Origin of the sequence: Rossellomorea sp. NPDC071047 (assembly GCF_050270195.1) — a bacterium.
In the GTDB taxonomy this organism is placed as follows: domain Bacteria; phylum Bacillota; class Bacilli; order Bacillales; family Bacillaceae_B; genus Rossellomorea.
The window spans coordinates 606,036-621,335 of sequence record NZ_JBNNJT010000001.1; the positions used below are offsets into that span (position 1 = coordinate 606,036).

The window sequence follows — 15,300 nt, forward strand, 5'->3', positions numbered from 1 at the left end:
CCACCTGCATTTTTGGTAAAGTGTATAATGATGATTGAGAAAGATATTAGAAAATCGAGTTAGGAGTTTATACATATGAGTAAACGTATTTTATTTACAGGTGGTGGATCAGCAGGTCACGTTACGGTAAACACGGCACTGATCCCACACTTTGAAAAAGAAGGCTGGGAGATAACGTATATTGGATCTGAAGACGGAATCGAAAAGGAAATCATAACTGAACAGTTTCCTCATATTCCGTACGAAAGTATTTCAAGCGGAAAGCTCAGACGATATTTTTCATGGAAAAACTTTTCGGATCCATTCCGGGTGATGAAGGGTGTGTTCGATGCATTAGCTGTCATTCGAAAGACGAAACCAGACATCATCTTTTCAAAAGGGGGATTTGTTTCCGTTCCAGTCGTCATGGCTGCCAAGATTGCGAAGATTCCAGTAGCGATTCATGAATCAGATGTAACACCTGGACTCGCGAACAAATTAGCGGTTCCATTCGCCACCAAAATCTTCACCACTTTTCCAGAGACGGTTCAATCACTTCCAAGTGATAAATCATTATGTGCAGGAGCGATCATTCGTGAAGAGTTGTTTACAGGAGATGCACGAGAAGGAAAACGATTAACCGGGTATTATGAAGATAAGCCTGTATTGATGATTATGGGTGGGAGTCTTGGTGCCAGAAAAATTAACGAAGCGGTAAGAGGGAATCTGGATGACCTGATATCCCATTTTCAAATCATACACATATGCGGGAAAGGGAATATCGATGAAACTTATACCCAAAAGGGCTATCGACAATATGAATTTATAAAAGGTGAGCTTCCTCACTATTTAGCGATGACAGACTATGTGATATCGCGTGCGGGATCGAATTCGATCTTTGAATTTCTTGCGTTGAAAAAACCAATGTTACTGATTCCCCTTTCAAGGGAAGCGAGCCGGGGAGATCAGATCCTTAACGCTAACAGCTTCGTAAAGAATGGATATGCATTAAAGCTGGAAGAAGAAGAGCTGACCGAAACGAGCTTTCTCGTGAAAGTCAAGGAGTTAAAAGAAAATCGAGATACCTATATCCACAACATGGAAAAAGGTCAAAAAGCTTATACTATACAAGACATGTATAAGGAACTTTCATCTATGTCACGATAAAAAGTCATTGTACTCTCCTTTAAGCATATAGTATATAAATGGTTGAAGGGGAGAGGTAAAATGGCTTATCAATTTTCCAAAGGGTGGTACCTTCAAGAGCTTAAAAAGGCGGGAATCAATTATCATCCGCTGGAAAAAAGAAAATTGGAGAATTATAAAACCTTTGTCGTTAGAAATTTGTATTTCGAAAAAGTAGCGAAAAAGAAATAAAAATAGGAGCTGCCGTTAAATTTGAGCAGCTCCTATTTTTTGTAGGCTGAAAATCATAGTATATGATATATTGGTTTTTATCCTAAGCTTCCAACGCTTGCTCTTCGTCTTGGGATTGTTGATGCTGATATAGATAAAGTGTATATAAGTCTTTAGGGATTTCATATAAATCATATACTTCTTCTTGAGCATTTAATTGTTCGTAAAGGGATTTCCTTGTTTCATTCGCTTTTAAAACATATGGAAGTTTTTCTGCTGCTTTTTGGGAGCGGGTATTCACTTTGCGGATTCTCATGAAGATGGTTTCCATACCCAATTCAAAGAATAGCTCTGCGAAGAATGCATCTTTGGCTGGCTGATTGTATCCTTTTCCATGATAGGGCTTGCCGATCCAGGTTCCCAGGAATCCCGCATTTTCTTGAATATCAAATAAGTTTATCGTTCCGATCGGGTTGCCCCATTCGTCCAGAATCGTCCGTGATATGAGTTCTCCACGTTCCTCGGCTTCAATCGTTTGTTTCGTTAAGAATAGGAGCTCCTCATAGGATTGAGCTTTTTGACGCACAAAAGGGAAGACATCCGGGTGCACCATCAGGTCATAGAGCTCATGACACTCATGTAATTCACGTTTCTTGATCATAGTAGACCCTCCTTGAGGGCAGTCTACTTGCGTACGATTCCACCCTCGAAATTTTTAAATGGTAACTAAAAAATTTCGGGGTGGGAATCGAACCCACTAAGACCAGTCAAGAAACTGGTGGCGCACCTTTTGCCTTCCCTTCATTACAATCACTCTATATAAAAATAAAACTCGTTAGAACAATGTAATCGGAAATATATTATCCATTTGTATCATATACGAAATATAACAAAAAGGAAATAGGTAAAATGCTAAATTTTGATGAAAATTTTTAACAAATTTCTACACGTTTTGATAAGCGATTTCTCCATTCACCATCGTTATGATGGGCTTTGCCATAAAATGAAATGGATGGTGGCTCCAAAGGACTAAATCGGCATCCTTGTTCACCTCGATACTACCGATCCGGTCAGATACACCAAGGTTTCTGGCGGGCAGGATGGTGATGCCTTCAAGAGCTTTTTGTTCCGGCAATCCTTCACGAACCGCGATAGCTGCACACATATTTAAGTACTGAATCGGAGTGTACGGGTGATCTGTCGTGATCGATACTTCGACACCAGCTTCCGTCAGTTTTTGATACGTGATCCAGCTTTTGTTTTTCAGTTCTACTTTCGATCTTCTCGTAAAGGTCGGCCCTACAGAAACCTTTATATTCTTACCATGAAATTCCTCGGAAATGAGATGTCCTTCTGTACAATGCTCAATACGAAAATCCAAATTGAATTCCTCGGCAAACCGGACGGCAGACAAGATATCATCTGCACGGTGAGCATGTATCCGAACCGGGATTTCACGTTTTAATGCAGATACTAAAGGTGCAACCCTGAGATCTTCAGGTTGATCGCAATATTTAGCAGAGAAAAATGCTTCTCTAAGCATACCCATTATGCCCATTCTTGTAATGGAATCATTGTTGCCGGTACTGTGAATGCGCTTCGGGTTCTCCCCCAGGGCAATTTTCAATCCCGAGGTTTCTTTAATGAGCATCGTTCGAATCGTTGAGCCATAGGTTTTGATCACAGAAGTCGTACCTCCGATGACATTTGCGCTCCCCGGCATGACATTCACCGTTGTGACACCGTACTTCAGGGCATCTTTAAAACCGGGATCCAATGGATAAACGCCATCGAATGCACGGATATGAGGAGTCATGGGCTCGATGGTTTCATTGGCATCATTACCTGCCCATCCAGTGCCTTCGTCGTATAACCCCAGGTGGGTATGAGAGTCGATGAAACCGGGGAAAAGAAATTTTCCCTGGCAATCATACACTGAATCCTCTCGGGATGGTTCTACGCTATGTGAGTATATCTGCTTGATTTTTCCGTCTTTTATGAGTAAAGAGCCGTTTTGTATGGGCTTTGATGTGATGGGGTATATGGTTGCGTTCTTTAAAAGTATCGAATTCATAGGTAATCCTTTCGTAGGTCTTATTTCCTTCTTATTTTAAACAATTTCAAGGAAAAAAAGAAGTTAATCCTTCCTTTTGGTTCTCCAATAGGAAAAAAATAGATAGAGAAATGTTCCAACAACTGCAATGAAACTCAAAGGCTTAATATAGCGTACTCCGATTACTTCTATGTGCTCCCAGTGAGTGCCCAGCTCCATCCCGATGACCATAAACAATAATGTCCAGGGAAGCATGGCTGCAAAGGTATAAAGACTAAAAGTAGAAAGAGGCATCCGGGTGATCCCAGCTGGAATACTGATGGCGTGACGGACAATCGGAATAAATCGAGCGGTGAAAATGACGATGGTGCCATGCTTATCAAACCACGTTTCAGCAGCCGTCAAATGCTTTTGCTGAATAAGTAGATACTTTCCATATTTTTCAAAAAAAGGGCGGCCACCATAGTACCCAAGCCAATAGAGAAATAGTTGTGCAAGTGTGCCCCCGATGACACCGCTAAGGAACGCTCCAATGAAGGAGAGTTTACCGGCATTCACCATAAATCCTGCATAGCTTAATACAAGCTCGCTTGGAATCACTTCTATCATGAGTGCAAGTGCGATTCCTGCATAACCCAAATCAGTTAATTGTGTAAGGATTTGTATAATCGCTTCATGGTTCATCGTGTTCCTCCTACATAATCCCAGAGTATTGAAGAAAGAGAATCAAGAGCCCCAGAGCCCACACATAGTAGGAGAAAATTTTAAGTGAGTGCTTTTTCAAGAAATTAACCATCGTAAGGATAGCAAAGTATCCGAATACTGCGGCACTTATTGTTCCGAAGGCTAAACTTGAAAAAGAGATGGCTTCAACAGTTCCTCCAATCATTTCCTTTCCTTGAAGCACGATCCCTCCGAGTATGGCAGGGGTAGAGAGAAGAAAGGAAAAGTATGCCGCGGTTTCCCTGTCCAGTTTTCTGAATAAACCTGCCGCAATGGTTAAGCCTGACCTTGATAATGCCGGGAATATGGCAGCTGCTTGAAAGCTCCCGATCACCACTGCATCTGTATAAGAAAGATCATCCAGTTTTTTATAGCCATTTTTCACTCCATCTGCAAAATACATAATACATCCCGTTGCAAGAAACTCCCATCCTATGGTTGAACCCGACTTTGAGATTGAGTCGAAGAAATCTTCGAACAAAAATCCAACGATTACAGCCGGGATCGTCCCAATTATGAGAATCCACGATAGTTTACTAAAGGGGTGCCTCAGCATGTAGAGAAGTTCCTTTTGATACACAACGAGAACAGCGATCAAAGTTCCGATATGAAGCATCGTATCCAAGAAAAGTCCAGCTTCCTCCAAGCCAAAGCTAAGCCTTCCAAGATAAAGATGACCTGTGCTTGAAATGGGAAGAAACTCTGTTAAACCTTGAATGATTCCCAGAATAAAGGCTTCAAATTTATTCAAATCCACCACTACCTTTCTGCAAGTCCACTAAGGACAAACTCCTCTTTTTAACATATATTCCATCCTTTCACGTTTCATGAGGACTGTCCTGAAGTTTGGTGAATTTGTCTTCAAAGGTTCTCAAAAAAATACGTGATTGGATGAAACTTTCGGGCTGAATGCACGTAAATATAGAGGAGGATAGAATCAAACTGTCTGTTTACTCTAATTTAAGGTGAACAGTGAAAAGGAGGAATTTCAATATGCCGACAAAAGATGAAAGAATGATGGCAGCTCTTATTTATATATTAAGCTTCTTCACAGCATTCATTGGACCATTGATCATCTGGCTAATCAAAAAGGATGAATCAGAGTTTGTGGATTTTCATGGAAAGGAATACTTCAACTTTCTTATTTCATATGCCGTTTATGGTTTGGTAAGCACCATTTTGATGGTGGTGCTGATTGGATTTGTTCTGGCTCCTGTCGTGGGTGTCCTGGCCTTGATCTTTACGATATTGGGAGCGATCAGAGCCTATGAGGGTGAGCATTATAGAATTCCAACGGTCTTTCGATTACTTAAATAGCAGCTGGGAACCCATGAGCATCCATGGGTTCTTTTTTCTGCGGCATTCAAACCATTTTAAAAATTAAAGTGTTGACAAAAATATCGGAATATTGATAGTTTTATAAAAATGTCTTTCCATTTAGAAAAATAGGTCTGTCCCCGAAAGGAGCATCTCAAAATGACGAGGGTGGATAATAAAGAAAGAGTGCTTAGGCTGATGGGTATTTTGAGTGAAGAAACCGATGAGGATCATGAGTTGAGTTTGGATGATATTATTCTGCGTTTTAAGCAGATGTTTGGTCCTGACGTGAAATTGAACAAGAATTCATTAAAAGATGACCTAGAGCATCTCATCAGAAATAATTTCGATGTAACCATAAACCAGGAAAAAGAAGGGCTGCCTAAATATTATAGTCATCAATATCGCCTGTTCGAGCTATATGAACTTCGCATGCTCATTGATGCAGTTGTTTCGGCCAAATTTATATCAAAGAAGGAAACGAGGCAGCTGACTGGGAAAATAAAGAGGCTCACAAGTCTACATCAAGGGAAAAAGCTGCATAATGAAATTCAAATCGATTCCTCCATTAAAAGTGAAAGTCCCTATATTCGTCTAGCCATTCATGATATACATGAAGCAATAGCAGAACGTAGAATGATTACCTTCCAATATGGTCGTTACGACGTGAAGAAACAGTTTAACCTGAGTCACGAGGGAAAGCTTTATAAAGTGAAGCCCTATGCCCTTGCATGGGCAAATGATTTCTACTATCTCATTGCCTATTATTTTGAAGCAGACGAAATCCGCCACTACCGTGTGGATCGATTAAGGAATGTAGAACCCCTTTCTGAAACCTTTCCATACGAACCCTTTGATGTATCTAAGTATGTACAATCCACCTTTCATATGTTTGCAGGTGATGAAGAATGGATCAAAGTTTCGTTTCAAAACCACCTCATCAATGTGATCATAGATATGTTCGGAAAGGATATAGACATTCAAAGAGATGGTGAAGACCATTTTATTCTAACCACAAAAGCCCGTGTCAGTAGTGGACTGGTGAACTGGATCCTGAATTTTGGCAGCCAGGCGAGAGTCATATCTCCTCCTTCCCTGGTGGACACCGTGAAAACGGAAGTGACTAAGCTGTATTCCTTATATCTTCAATAATGAAGCACTGAACCTCATTGCATGGGGCTCAGTGCTTTTTATTGTTTCAGAAACTTATTAAAAAGAAAAATGAACGATTTTCATTCTCCTCCGTCTTATATGTGAAAACAAAAGGAGGAATCGGAGATGAACGAATTACAAGAAGCATTTAAGTCAATAAATTGGGGGATTATTGCACCTGTCATCCTTATTCAATTCATACTCATGGTGGTTGCAGTGATTGATTTGATCCGGATTAAATCAACGAATGGACCTAAATGGCTGTGGGTTCTCATTATCCTGTTCATCAATATTATTGGGCCGGTTGTGTATTTCGTTTTTGGAAGGAGACAAGATGGATGAACGTATTAGAAGTAACGTCTTTAGAAAAGAAGTATAGGGAAAAGCTTGCCGTAAAGAACCTTTCCTTTCAATTAAAGCAAGGTCGCTGTACAGCTCTGCTGGGTCCCAATGGAGCAGGGAAAACGACTACTTTAAATATGCTTGCAGGGTTAATTACACCTACTAATGGATCAATTTCAACAAGCGGTTCTCCTAAAGATATACGGCATTTGATAGGCTATCTGCCTCAATATCCTTCCTTTTTTGAATGGATGTCAGGAAAAGAATTTCTCACCTTTTCTGGTGAAATCGCTGGATTAACCAGGAAAACATCTCAATATCGAGGAGAAGAACTTTTAGAATTAGTCGGTTTACTGGATGGAAAGAATCGAAGAATTGGTCAGTATTCGGGTGGAATGAAACAACGATTAGGGATAGCTCAAGCTCTTATTCATCAGCCGAAGCTTTTAATCCTTGATGAACCTGTATCTGCCTTAGATCCTTTCGGAAGAAGAGAAGTGTTGGAGCTGTTAAAAAAGTTAAAAAATGAAACCACGATCCTTTTTTCTACACATATTTTGAATGATGCAGAACAGGTTTGTGAGGACGTGTTGTTCTTGCACGGTGGTGTGCTGATTGAAGAAGGGCCACTAGTAGAAGTGAAAAAAAGGCACCAGACACCAAGATTGAACATGTATTTTAGCGAAGAAGTTGAAAAATATGAATCTTATCTGCTGCAAAAAGATTGGGTTCATCATCTGATAGCAGACGGAAATCGACTCTCTTTCGAAGTAAGTGAACTGGAGAGGGATAGAGCGAGAATCTTTTCGTTGATCTCAGAAAACCATTGGGGAGTGACCAGATTTGAAACAAGTGAACAAAGCCTGGAAGACCTATTTATGGAGGTGATTAGAAAATGAAAACAGTCTGGGTTTTATTCAGAAAAGAAATGCTGGAAATAACACGAAATTATAAGATGATCTGGATGCCCATCGTATTCATTTTATTTGGGTTAACGGAACCATTGACGGCATTTTATTTACCCGACATTATTAATTCAGTAGGAGATCTGCCGGAAGGAACGGTCATCAGCATTCCAACGCCATCATCTGAAGAAGTGTTATTATCGACTATCAGCCAGTTTAGTACCTTTGGCGTCCTCATCATCGTATTAGGATTCATGGGTGTAATTGCAGGAGAGAGAAAGAGCGGAAATGCTGTTATGGTATTGGTGAAGCCCGTCTCGTATTCAGCTTATATTTATTCAAAATGGATGGCTGCATTTGTTCTGGTGTGGGTCTCTTATGGCCTTGGGATGATATCAAGCTGGTATTATATTCATGTATTATTTAACGGGATTGATTTTACAGCATTCATACAGGGATTCCTCGTGTATGGCTTGTGGCTTACCTTTATTTTAACATTGGTCATCTTCTTTAGTAGTTTAGTAAAAACGTCGGGTCTGGCAGGGTTCTTTACAATCGGTATCGCCGTATTATTAACCTTTGTGTCAGGATACATGACCAAAACCTTAAAGTGGTCTCCAGGGCAGCTATCCAACTATGTAAACGAAATCGTCCTGTACAGCACGTGGCCGGATCATCTGACAGGGACCATTATCTTCACTGCCATCCTTTGCCTGGTCATCCTGCTCATAGCACCACCACTCTACAAGAAAAAAGATTTGATCTGACCAGGTCAGCTTCTTTTTTGAGGGACGGACCTCAATAAAAAGTAAAAGGATTACCGAGTAGTATGTCGAATAATGGTAATAGAGGGGAGGGGCAACATGATAGAACTTCAATACACAAATAAAGTAAACAAATTGATTCAAAACGCTCATATGATTGCCGAAAGGAATCATCATACAAGCATTCAAAGCATGGATCTATATTTAGGAGCAGCTCACGTAAAGGAAGGTACTCTAAGGGAGATGTATCACCTTATGGAACCCTATATGAAACAGTTAGAAAACATATCTACTATCATTCCTACTGAGCCTTCTGATAAAGAAAGAATTGATCGCTTTTCCATTCCTTTATCAACGCACGCAAGAAAGGTATGGAACACGTCGATTGAGGTCATGAAAAGATACAATCAAACGTTTTTAAACGAAGGTCATATTATCAAAGCGTTTTACGCCCATCTGCCAGAATACCCTCAGCTACAAAAAGAACTTAATCCTATACCTCATGAAAAGATTATCCGATCTGTTACTACAGCCCGGGATTTGACGGTTTATTTATTGAACAAGGATTGGAGATATGAAGTGGAACCTGAATTCCGAATTAGCCCTGTACAGGCTGAAGATGAAAAAGAACTATTGTTATGGGTAGAGGAGCATTTTGGAGAATCCTGGTCAAAAACATTGTTGCTGGCCTTTCAATCATCAGAAGAATTCATCCCGATTATCAAAGCGGTAGAAAAAGATGAATTAATTGGATTTGCAGCATTTGATGTGTATAAAAATAAAAAAGGGATTTACGGACCGATGGGGGTTCTTCCGCACACCCGTCATAAAGGAGTGGGAAAAGGACTCCTTTATCATGCATTACAGTGCATGGCAGAGAAAGGATATATGTACGCCGTATTAAAAGAAGCAGGACCCATCGAATTCTATGAAAAAAAGTGTAGCGCTAAGCTTATTCCTGTGGAGAACGATGAATGAGAGACCGAGTCGGAATCATCAAGAATGAAATCAATAAGTGGCTAGATCAGTGAGCAAATTAGTACACATTCTTACTGTTTTGAGGGAAAATATTCTCGTTTATTCGATGCCGATGACGAAAATTCTTGCATCATTAGGGAGGTAGACAAGAAGATGTTGATTGAAAATACTGGCCTCGTTCTCGAAGGTGGAGGAATGAGAGGGATATACACGGCGGGAGCATTGGAATACTTCCTGGAAAGAGGCATTGAATTTCCTTATGTTGTCGGAGTATCCGCGGGTGCATGTAATGCAGCATCCTATTTATCTAAGCAAAATGGACGCAATAAGAAGGTGAATGTAGATTTTATTCGTGATCCGAAATATTTATCTTGGCGAAATTATTGGAAAACAGGAGAGTTATTTGGAATGGATTACGTGTTTGATGAAATTCCAAATAAGCTGGTCCCTTTTGATTATGAAGCTTTTCACTCTAATTCAACGGAATTTATTGTAGGCACCACAGATTGTCATACAGGGAAACCGTCGTATTTCTCTAGAAGGGACTATGGGGAGGAACTCCTTACGATTATTCGTGCGTCCAGTTCCCTGCCATTTGTCGCTCCAATCGTTCAATTTGAATCCCGTCATCTTCTAGATGGAGGAATAAGTGACCCTGTTCCCATCGAAAAAGCTGAGCAGGACGGGTTTAAGAAAAATGTAGTCATTTTAACTAGAAACAGGGGCTATTATAAAAAGCCTTCACGATTTTCTTTTCTTGTGAAAAAAAAGTACCCTCAATATCCTGAATTACATAAAACGATGATGAACCGTTACTTGCGTTACAATCAAACAATCAAGGAATTAGAAACGAGAGAAAAGAATGGGGATGTCCTGATCATTCAACCTCAACATTCTCTAAAAGTAAGCCGTATTGAAAAAAATCCACAAAAGCTGGACGAATTGTACTGGCAAGGCTATCATGATGCAGAGGCAAAGGATAAAAAAATAATGGAATGGAATCGCACAGCCGCTCCAGTGCATTCCTAACATATAAGCCAGCGAATGACAGAAAGTCTACTCATCTCTTGTTTTGAGGTTTCTGCAAGCGTTGGCTTTATCTATATTAATGGTCTATTTAAGGGATTTTCACATACATATGATAGAGATTCCTTGAAAGGACGAGCATTTCATGAACCTCTATCAAATCTACAAAAATGAACAATATACGTTGCTTTATCGCAGTATCATGTATTTTCTCATAGGTGTAGGAATGCTGATTGTGACTCAACAATTATTTTATTTTCCCCTGCTAATCTTTTTACCTGCGTGTTCAAATCTATATCTCAGTTTTACTATGAAGAAGGAGTTAAAGAAAGCGAACCGATTATTTTATGAAACAATACCTGTATCCCGGCATTCATTAGTCGGGGTTCAGACGAAGGAAGGTTCCTATTACTTAAAAACGAATGGATGGTCAGAATACTTTATTCAAAGGACGTCCTTGATCAATAACCCAAAACATTATATGTTTCACCGAAAACATAAGCCCCCGCTGCCATTCTTGAGATGGAGCAGATCCATGAAAATCGATAAGGGAGGAACAGGAAGGGTTTTTCATTTGGAATACCAGAGTTCTACTGCGATTGAATGGCGCAGTGATGATGGTGACACGATTATCATTTATAAAGGAAACAAACGATGGATCTTGAATTATAATCAAAAAAATTATTTATCCTTACAAAAAGGATATCTTCCTCAAAGTGTTCAAAAGCTCTTTGACTATCACCATAGTTATGTTTCTTTTTATGAAACATATAACGATGAACTGGATTGGCTTCTTATTTTCCTGTGGTATGTAGACAGTGATTATTTTCTGACCGCATAGTTATCCTTTTTTGTCATTTGGGTACGCTAAAAAGGAACGTTTGTGGAGGTGAGATGATGAATGCTGATTACAAACCATGTTTAAAGGCTTTACAACGATGTCTGGAAGCATGTAATGTATGCTATCATGCATCCCTTAAGGAAGAAAGAGCGATGATGATGTGCATTGAGCTGGACCGGGAATGTGCGGATATTTGTTCCTATGCCATTAATGCCATGCAGCGAAGCAGTAAATTTGTTCAACAAATTCTGGTCCTTTGCGAAGAAATCTGTGATGCGTGTGGAACAGAATGTAATTCTCATGACCAGCAACATTGTAAGGACTGCGCAAAAGCCTGTTTTGAATGTGCGGAAGAATGCAGAAAGCTATTAGCATAATAAATGAAGAGGTGCTTCTATTTAATAGAGGCATTCTTTTTTATTCTTGTAGCATTTTCTTAGTACTTGCAATCAGAAATAGAGAGAGGTTTCTAATATATATTCAAAAAATTAGTACAAAAATAAATTTTTAGTGCTCCTTACATGATTTCATTTATGAAACTATGATAGAATAATGATAATCGAATAGGTTTCCTTCGGGGCAGGGTGAAATTCCCTACCGGCGGTGATGAGCGCATGCTCTTAGTCCGTGACCCGGCTAATGAAAATTAGACGGTGGATTTGGTGAAATTCCAAAGCCGACAGTGATAGTCTGGATGGGAGAAGGAACGGCAGTATTTACTTGATGCAGACGCGAGAAGTCTATCTTTTTTTGAGGATTGTTTTTCCAAAAAAAGTAATCATGTAAATGCTTTATTCAGTCATGCCAACTTCCCCCAAGTAAAAACTTACTTGGGGTTTATTTATTTTAGAATAATAGTGATAAAGAAGGGAGGTAAAACCATTGGACGATTCACAATATATGAAGCTTGCCCTCTCTATGGCCAAGACCACCCAAGGTCAAACATCACCCAATCCTGCAGTAGGAGCGGTTGTGGTGAAAAATGGAGAAGTCGTTGGGATGGGTGCTCACCTCAAAGCAGGAGAAGGTCACGCAGAGGTTCATGCCATAAAGATGGCTGGAGACAAAGCGCAGGGGAGTGACGTCTATGTGACGCTGGAACCATGCTCTCATTATGGGAAAACACCTCCCTGTTCACAACTGCTGATTTCCAGCGGAGTGAGGCGGGTCCATATTGCAAGTACGGATCCGAATCCCCTAGTCGCGGGAAGAGGAATTCAACAGTTGAAGGATGCAGGCATAGAAGTAATAGTCGGAGAGCTTGGAGAAGAAGCACTCGAACTAAACAAGCATTTTTTCCATTTCATTCAATACAGCACGCCTTATGTAACCCTTAAAACAGCTGTTACATTAGATGGGAAGACAGCTTCAGCTTCAGGAGATAGTAAATGGATTACCTCAGAAGCTTCACGCACAGATGTCCACTATGATCGTCACCGGCATGACGCGATATTAGTAGGAGTCAATACCGTTATTCAAGATAACCCACACCTTACCACCCGTTTGCCCCAAGGTGGAAAAAACCCCATTCGAATCATATTAGATACCTTCTTGCGAACACCTCTCCACTCTCATGTAGTGGAAGACTCGGACATGAGGACGCTCATCTTTACAGGCAGTTCTGTCAATGAAGAAAAGAAGCAGCCCTATATGGAATCAGGCTGTGAAATCATCACCCTCCCTGAGGAAAGGGTGGAAATTCTCACAGTATTAAAAGAACTGGGTGCCCGGAATATCGGATCCCTTTATGTAGAAGGTGGATCTACCATTCATTCCTCCTTTATGAAGGAAAAAGCCTTTCAGGAATTGGTTATATACATGTCTCCCAAGCTTGTAGGCGGAAGCTATGCCTTCACCAGTTTTGGAGGGGACGGTTTCCCGACCATTGCAGAAGGTCTTGAAATGGAGATTAAGAGTCTTGAGCGAGTAGGAAAGGACATTAAGATTGTTGCTTTACCTAGGATTTAACCTTTTTTGAAAGGGGGAGAAATGATGTTTACTGGAATCATTGAAGAAATCGGCTCAATTGAACGCATGAAAAAATCCTCCTCATCAATGGAACTGACGATAACGGCAGGCCGCGTTCTCGAAGACGTTCATATTGGAGATAGCATCAGTGTGAATGGTGTCTGTTTAACCGTCACTTCATTCACTTCCAGGCAATTCCAAGTGGACGTGATGCCTGAAACCTTTGAAGGCACAACTCTCAGAAACCTGTCCCATGGTTCTAAAGTGAACCTGGAGAGGGCGATGGCTGCTAACGGTCGTTTCGGCGGGCATTTCGTTAATGGGCATGTCGATGGAGTAGGAACGATCGTTAGAATAGAGAAAGTTGAAAATGCTTGGTATATGGACATTTCCATTCCGGAAAATCAGAGCCACTTGTTTATCATGAAGGGCTCTGTCGCAATAGACGGCACTTCCCTTACTGTTTTTGGTGTGAAAAGTAATGCCATTACGATTTCGTTGATCCCGCAAACGAGAGGGGACACGGTTCTTGGCGAGAAAAAAGTAGGGGATCGTGTCAATATTGAATGTGATGTAATGGCTAAATATTTTCATCGCTTCTATGAAGCAAAGGAACAGTCTAAGAGTAATTCAAGCCGCATCAGCTATGATTTTTTAAGTCAAAATGGTTTCGCTGACTAATAGGAAGGGGTAGCCCCATGTTTAATAAGATCGAAGAAGCTCTTGAAGATTTACAGGCAGGTAAAGTCGTCATCGTAGTAGATGATGAAAACCGTGAGAATGAGGGAGACTTTATTGCACTTGCAGATAAAGCGACTCCAGAAGTCATTAATTTTATGGCTAAAGAAGGAAGAGGGTTGATTTGTGCCCCGATAACAGAGGAGATTGCACACAAACTAAAGCTTGCACCCATGACGATGTCAAATACGGATCCACATGGAACGGCCTTTACGATTTCTGTCGATCATAAATCCTCAACTACTGGAATTAGTGCATTTGAGAGATCGACCACCATACAGGAATTATTGAACCCGGTCTCAATGCCCGAGGACTTTAAAAGACCCGGTCACGTATTTCCCCTTGTCGCCAAAAAAGGCGGAGTACTAAAACGGGCAGGACACACAGAAGCCGCCATCGATTTGGCTGTTTTGTCAGGGGCACAACCATCAGGCGTCATTTGTGAAATCATGAATGAAGACGGCACGATGGCAAGAGTACCTGAATTAATGAAACTGGCTGATAAATGGGATCTTAAGATCATCTCCATTGAAGATCTGATCAGGTACAGACGTAAAAAAGAAAAGCTTGTGACGAGAGAAGTGGAAATTGAACTCCCAACCGAATTCGGAAACTTCAAGGCGGTTGCTTACACAGAAAACCTTACAGGAAAAGAGCATATTGCACTTGTGAAAGGCGAGTGGTCAGAGGATGAAGATGTACTGGTCCGTGTTCACTCTGAATGCCTGACGGGAGATGTATTCGGTTCAAATCGCTGTGATTGTGGACCGCAGCTTGCCACAGCGCTTACCCAGATTGAAGAGCATGGAAAAGGTGTACTGCTTTATATGAGGCAAGAAGGTCGTGGGATTGGATTAATCAACAAATTGAAGGCCTATAAGCTCCAGGAAGAAGGCTATGACACCGTTGAAGCTAATCAAAAACTGGGCTTTGGTGAGGATTTGAGGGAATATGGAATCGGAGCACAGATACTGAGGGATTTAGGCATAACAAAGATGCGTCTACTGACCAATAATCCAAGAAAAATTGCCGGAATCAACGGGTACGGTTTAGAAATTGCAGATCGAGTGCCGATTCAAATGCCGGCGAAATTCGAAAATGAGAAGTATTTAAAAACGAAGCATGCTAAGCTGGGACATTTACTTAAATTTTAGGAGG

General features: G+C 40.7%; 18 protein-coding genes and 1 riboswitch. Of the genes, 14 read left to right on the top strand and 4 right to left on the bottom strand.

Going from position 1 to position 15,300, the window contains the following annotated elements:
- The first annotated feature begins 75 nt into the window (after positions 1–75).
- Positions 76–1,146: an undecaprenyldiphospho-muramoylpentapeptide beta-N-acetylglucosaminyltransferase gene (locus ACQKFO_RS03150; RefSeq protein ID WP_427596834.1), complete on the top strand. Its 1,071-nt coding sequence runs from the start codon at positions 76–78 to the stop codon at positions 1,144–1,146.
- Between the two features lie 60 nt (positions 1,147–1,206).
- The gene (locus ACQKFO_RS03155) at positions 1,207–1,356 is read left to right on the top strand and encodes a DUF2639 domain-containing protein (RefSeq protein WP_148969345.1); all 150 of its coding nucleotides are present in this window, start codon (positions 1,207–1,209) and stop codon (positions 1,354–1,356) included.
- Positions 1,357–1,438: 82 nt separating this feature from the next.
- Here ACQKFO_RS03155 and ACQKFO_RS03160 read toward each other — a convergent pair whose 3' ends face one another.
- The 4 genes from ACQKFO_RS03160 to ACQKFO_RS03175 form a co-directional block, all read right to left on the bottom strand.
- Complete coding sequence (locus ACQKFO_RS03160) at positions 1,439–1,996, bottom strand: GNAT family N-acetyltransferase (protein WP_148969344.1); 558 nt, start codon at positions 1,994–1,996, stop codon at positions 1,439–1,441.
- Between the two features lie 282 nt (positions 1,997–2,278).
- On the bottom strand, positions 2,279–3,409 hold the full coding sequence (locus ACQKFO_RS03165) for an amidohydrolase (RefSeq protein ID WP_427596836.1): 1,131 nt from the start codon (positions 3,407–3,409) through the stop codon (positions 2,279–2,281).
- Positions 3,410–3,472: 63 nt separating this feature from the next.
- A complete protein-coding gene (locus ACQKFO_RS03170; protein WP_427596837.1) occupies positions 3,473–4,072 on the bottom strand; it encodes a DedA family protein in 600 nt (199 codons plus the stop codon).
- A gap of 10 nt (positions 4,073–4,082) precedes the next feature.
- Positions 4,083–4,862, bottom strand: coding sequence for an undecaprenyl-diphosphate phosphatase (locus ACQKFO_RS03175; protein ID WP_427596838.1), 780 nt, complete (start codon positions 4,860–4,862; stop codon positions 4,083–4,085).
- A 242-nt stretch (positions 4,863–5,104) separates the two neighbouring features.
- Here ACQKFO_RS03175 and ACQKFO_RS03180 point away from each other — a divergent pair, with 242 nt between their 5' ends.
- The 12 genes from ACQKFO_RS03180 (at position 5,105) to ACQKFO_RS03235 (ending at position 15,296) form a co-directional block, all read left to right on the top strand.
- Positions 5,105–5,428, top strand: coding sequence for a DUF4870 domain-containing protein (locus tag ACQKFO_RS03180; RefSeq protein WP_148969340.1), 324 nt, complete (start codon positions 5,105–5,107; stop codon positions 5,426–5,428).
- A gap of 159 nt (positions 5,429–5,587) precedes the next feature.
- Positions 5,588–6,580, top strand: coding sequence for a helix-turn-helix transcriptional regulator (locus tag ACQKFO_RS03185; RefSeq protein ID WP_427596839.1), 993 nt, complete (start codon positions 5,588–5,590; stop codon positions 6,578–6,580).
- 126 nt (positions 6,581–6,706) lie between these two features.
- Positions 6,707–6,922 carry a PLD nuclease N-terminal domain-containing protein gene (locus ACQKFO_RS03190; RefSeq protein ID WP_427596841.1) on the top strand — a complete coding sequence of 72 codons (216 nt, stop codon included), beginning with the start codon at positions 6,707–6,709 and terminating at the stop codon, positions 6,920–6,922.
- Positions 6,919–7,821 carry an ATP-binding cassette domain-containing protein gene (locus ACQKFO_RS03195; protein ID WP_427596842.1) on the top strand — a complete coding sequence of 301 codons (903 nt, stop codon included), beginning with the start codon at positions 6,919–6,921 and terminating at the stop codon, positions 7,819–7,821. The genes ACQKFO_RS03190 and ACQKFO_RS03195 overlap by 4 nt, the downstream gene beginning before the upstream one ends.
- Positions 7,818–8,594, top strand: coding sequence for an ABC transporter permease (locus ACQKFO_RS03200; protein ID WP_427596843.1), 777 nt, complete (start codon positions 7,818–7,820; stop codon positions 8,592–8,594). Before ACQKFO_RS03195 ends, ACQKFO_RS03200 begins: the two co-directional genes overlap by 4 nt.
- Positions 8,595–8,690: 96 nt before the next feature.
- Positions 8,691–9,569 carry a GNAT family N-acetyltransferase gene (locus tag ACQKFO_RS03205; protein ID WP_427596844.1) on the top strand — a complete coding sequence of 293 codons (879 nt, stop codon included), beginning with the start codon at positions 8,691–8,693 and terminating at the stop codon, positions 9,567–9,569.
- A gap of 153 nt (positions 9,570–9,722) precedes the next feature.
- Entirely contained in the window at positions 9,723–10,598 is an 876-nt protein-coding gene (locus ACQKFO_RS03210) for a patatin-like phospholipase family protein (RefSeq protein WP_427596845.1), read from the top strand.
- A gap of 142 nt (positions 10,599–10,740) precedes the next feature.
- Complete coding sequence (locus tag ACQKFO_RS03215; RefSeq protein WP_427596847.1) at positions 10,741–11,436, top strand: hypothetical protein; 696 nt, start codon at positions 10,741–10,743, stop codon at positions 11,434–11,436.
- Positions 11,437–11,489: 53 nt separating this feature from the next.
- Complete coding sequence (locus ACQKFO_RS03220; protein ID WP_427596849.1) at positions 11,490–11,813, top strand: four-helix bundle copper-binding protein; 324 nt, start codon at positions 11,490–11,492, stop codon at positions 11,811–11,813.
- Between the two features lie 189 nt (positions 11,814–12,002).
- A riboswitch (FMN riboswitch) is annotated at positions 12,003–12,146 on the top strand.
- Between the two features lie 172 nt (positions 12,147–12,318).
- Positions 12,319–13,404 (top strand): bifunctional diaminohydroxyphosphoribosylaminopyrimidine deaminase/5-amino-6-(5-phosphoribosylamino)uracil reductase RibD, encoded by a 1,086-nt coding sequence (gene ribD / locus ACQKFO_RS03225; protein WP_427596850.1) that lies wholly within the window; start codon positions 12,319–12,321, stop codon positions 13,402–13,404.
- A gap of 24 nt (positions 13,405–13,428) precedes the next feature.
- Positions 13,429–14,085, top strand: coding sequence for a riboflavin synthase (gene ribE / locus ACQKFO_RS03230; protein ID WP_427596851.1), 657 nt, complete (start codon positions 13,429–13,431; stop codon positions 14,083–14,085).
- Positions 14,086–14,102: 17 nt separating this feature from the next.
- Positions 14,103–15,296 carry a bifunctional 3,4-dihydroxy-2-butanone-4-phosphate synthase/GTP cyclohydrolase II gene (locus tag ACQKFO_RS03235; RefSeq protein ID WP_427596852.1) on the top strand — a complete coding sequence of 398 codons (1,194 nt, stop codon included), beginning with the start codon at positions 14,103–14,105 and terminating at the stop codon, positions 15,294–15,296.
- Positions 15,297–15,300: the final 4 nt, after the last annotated feature.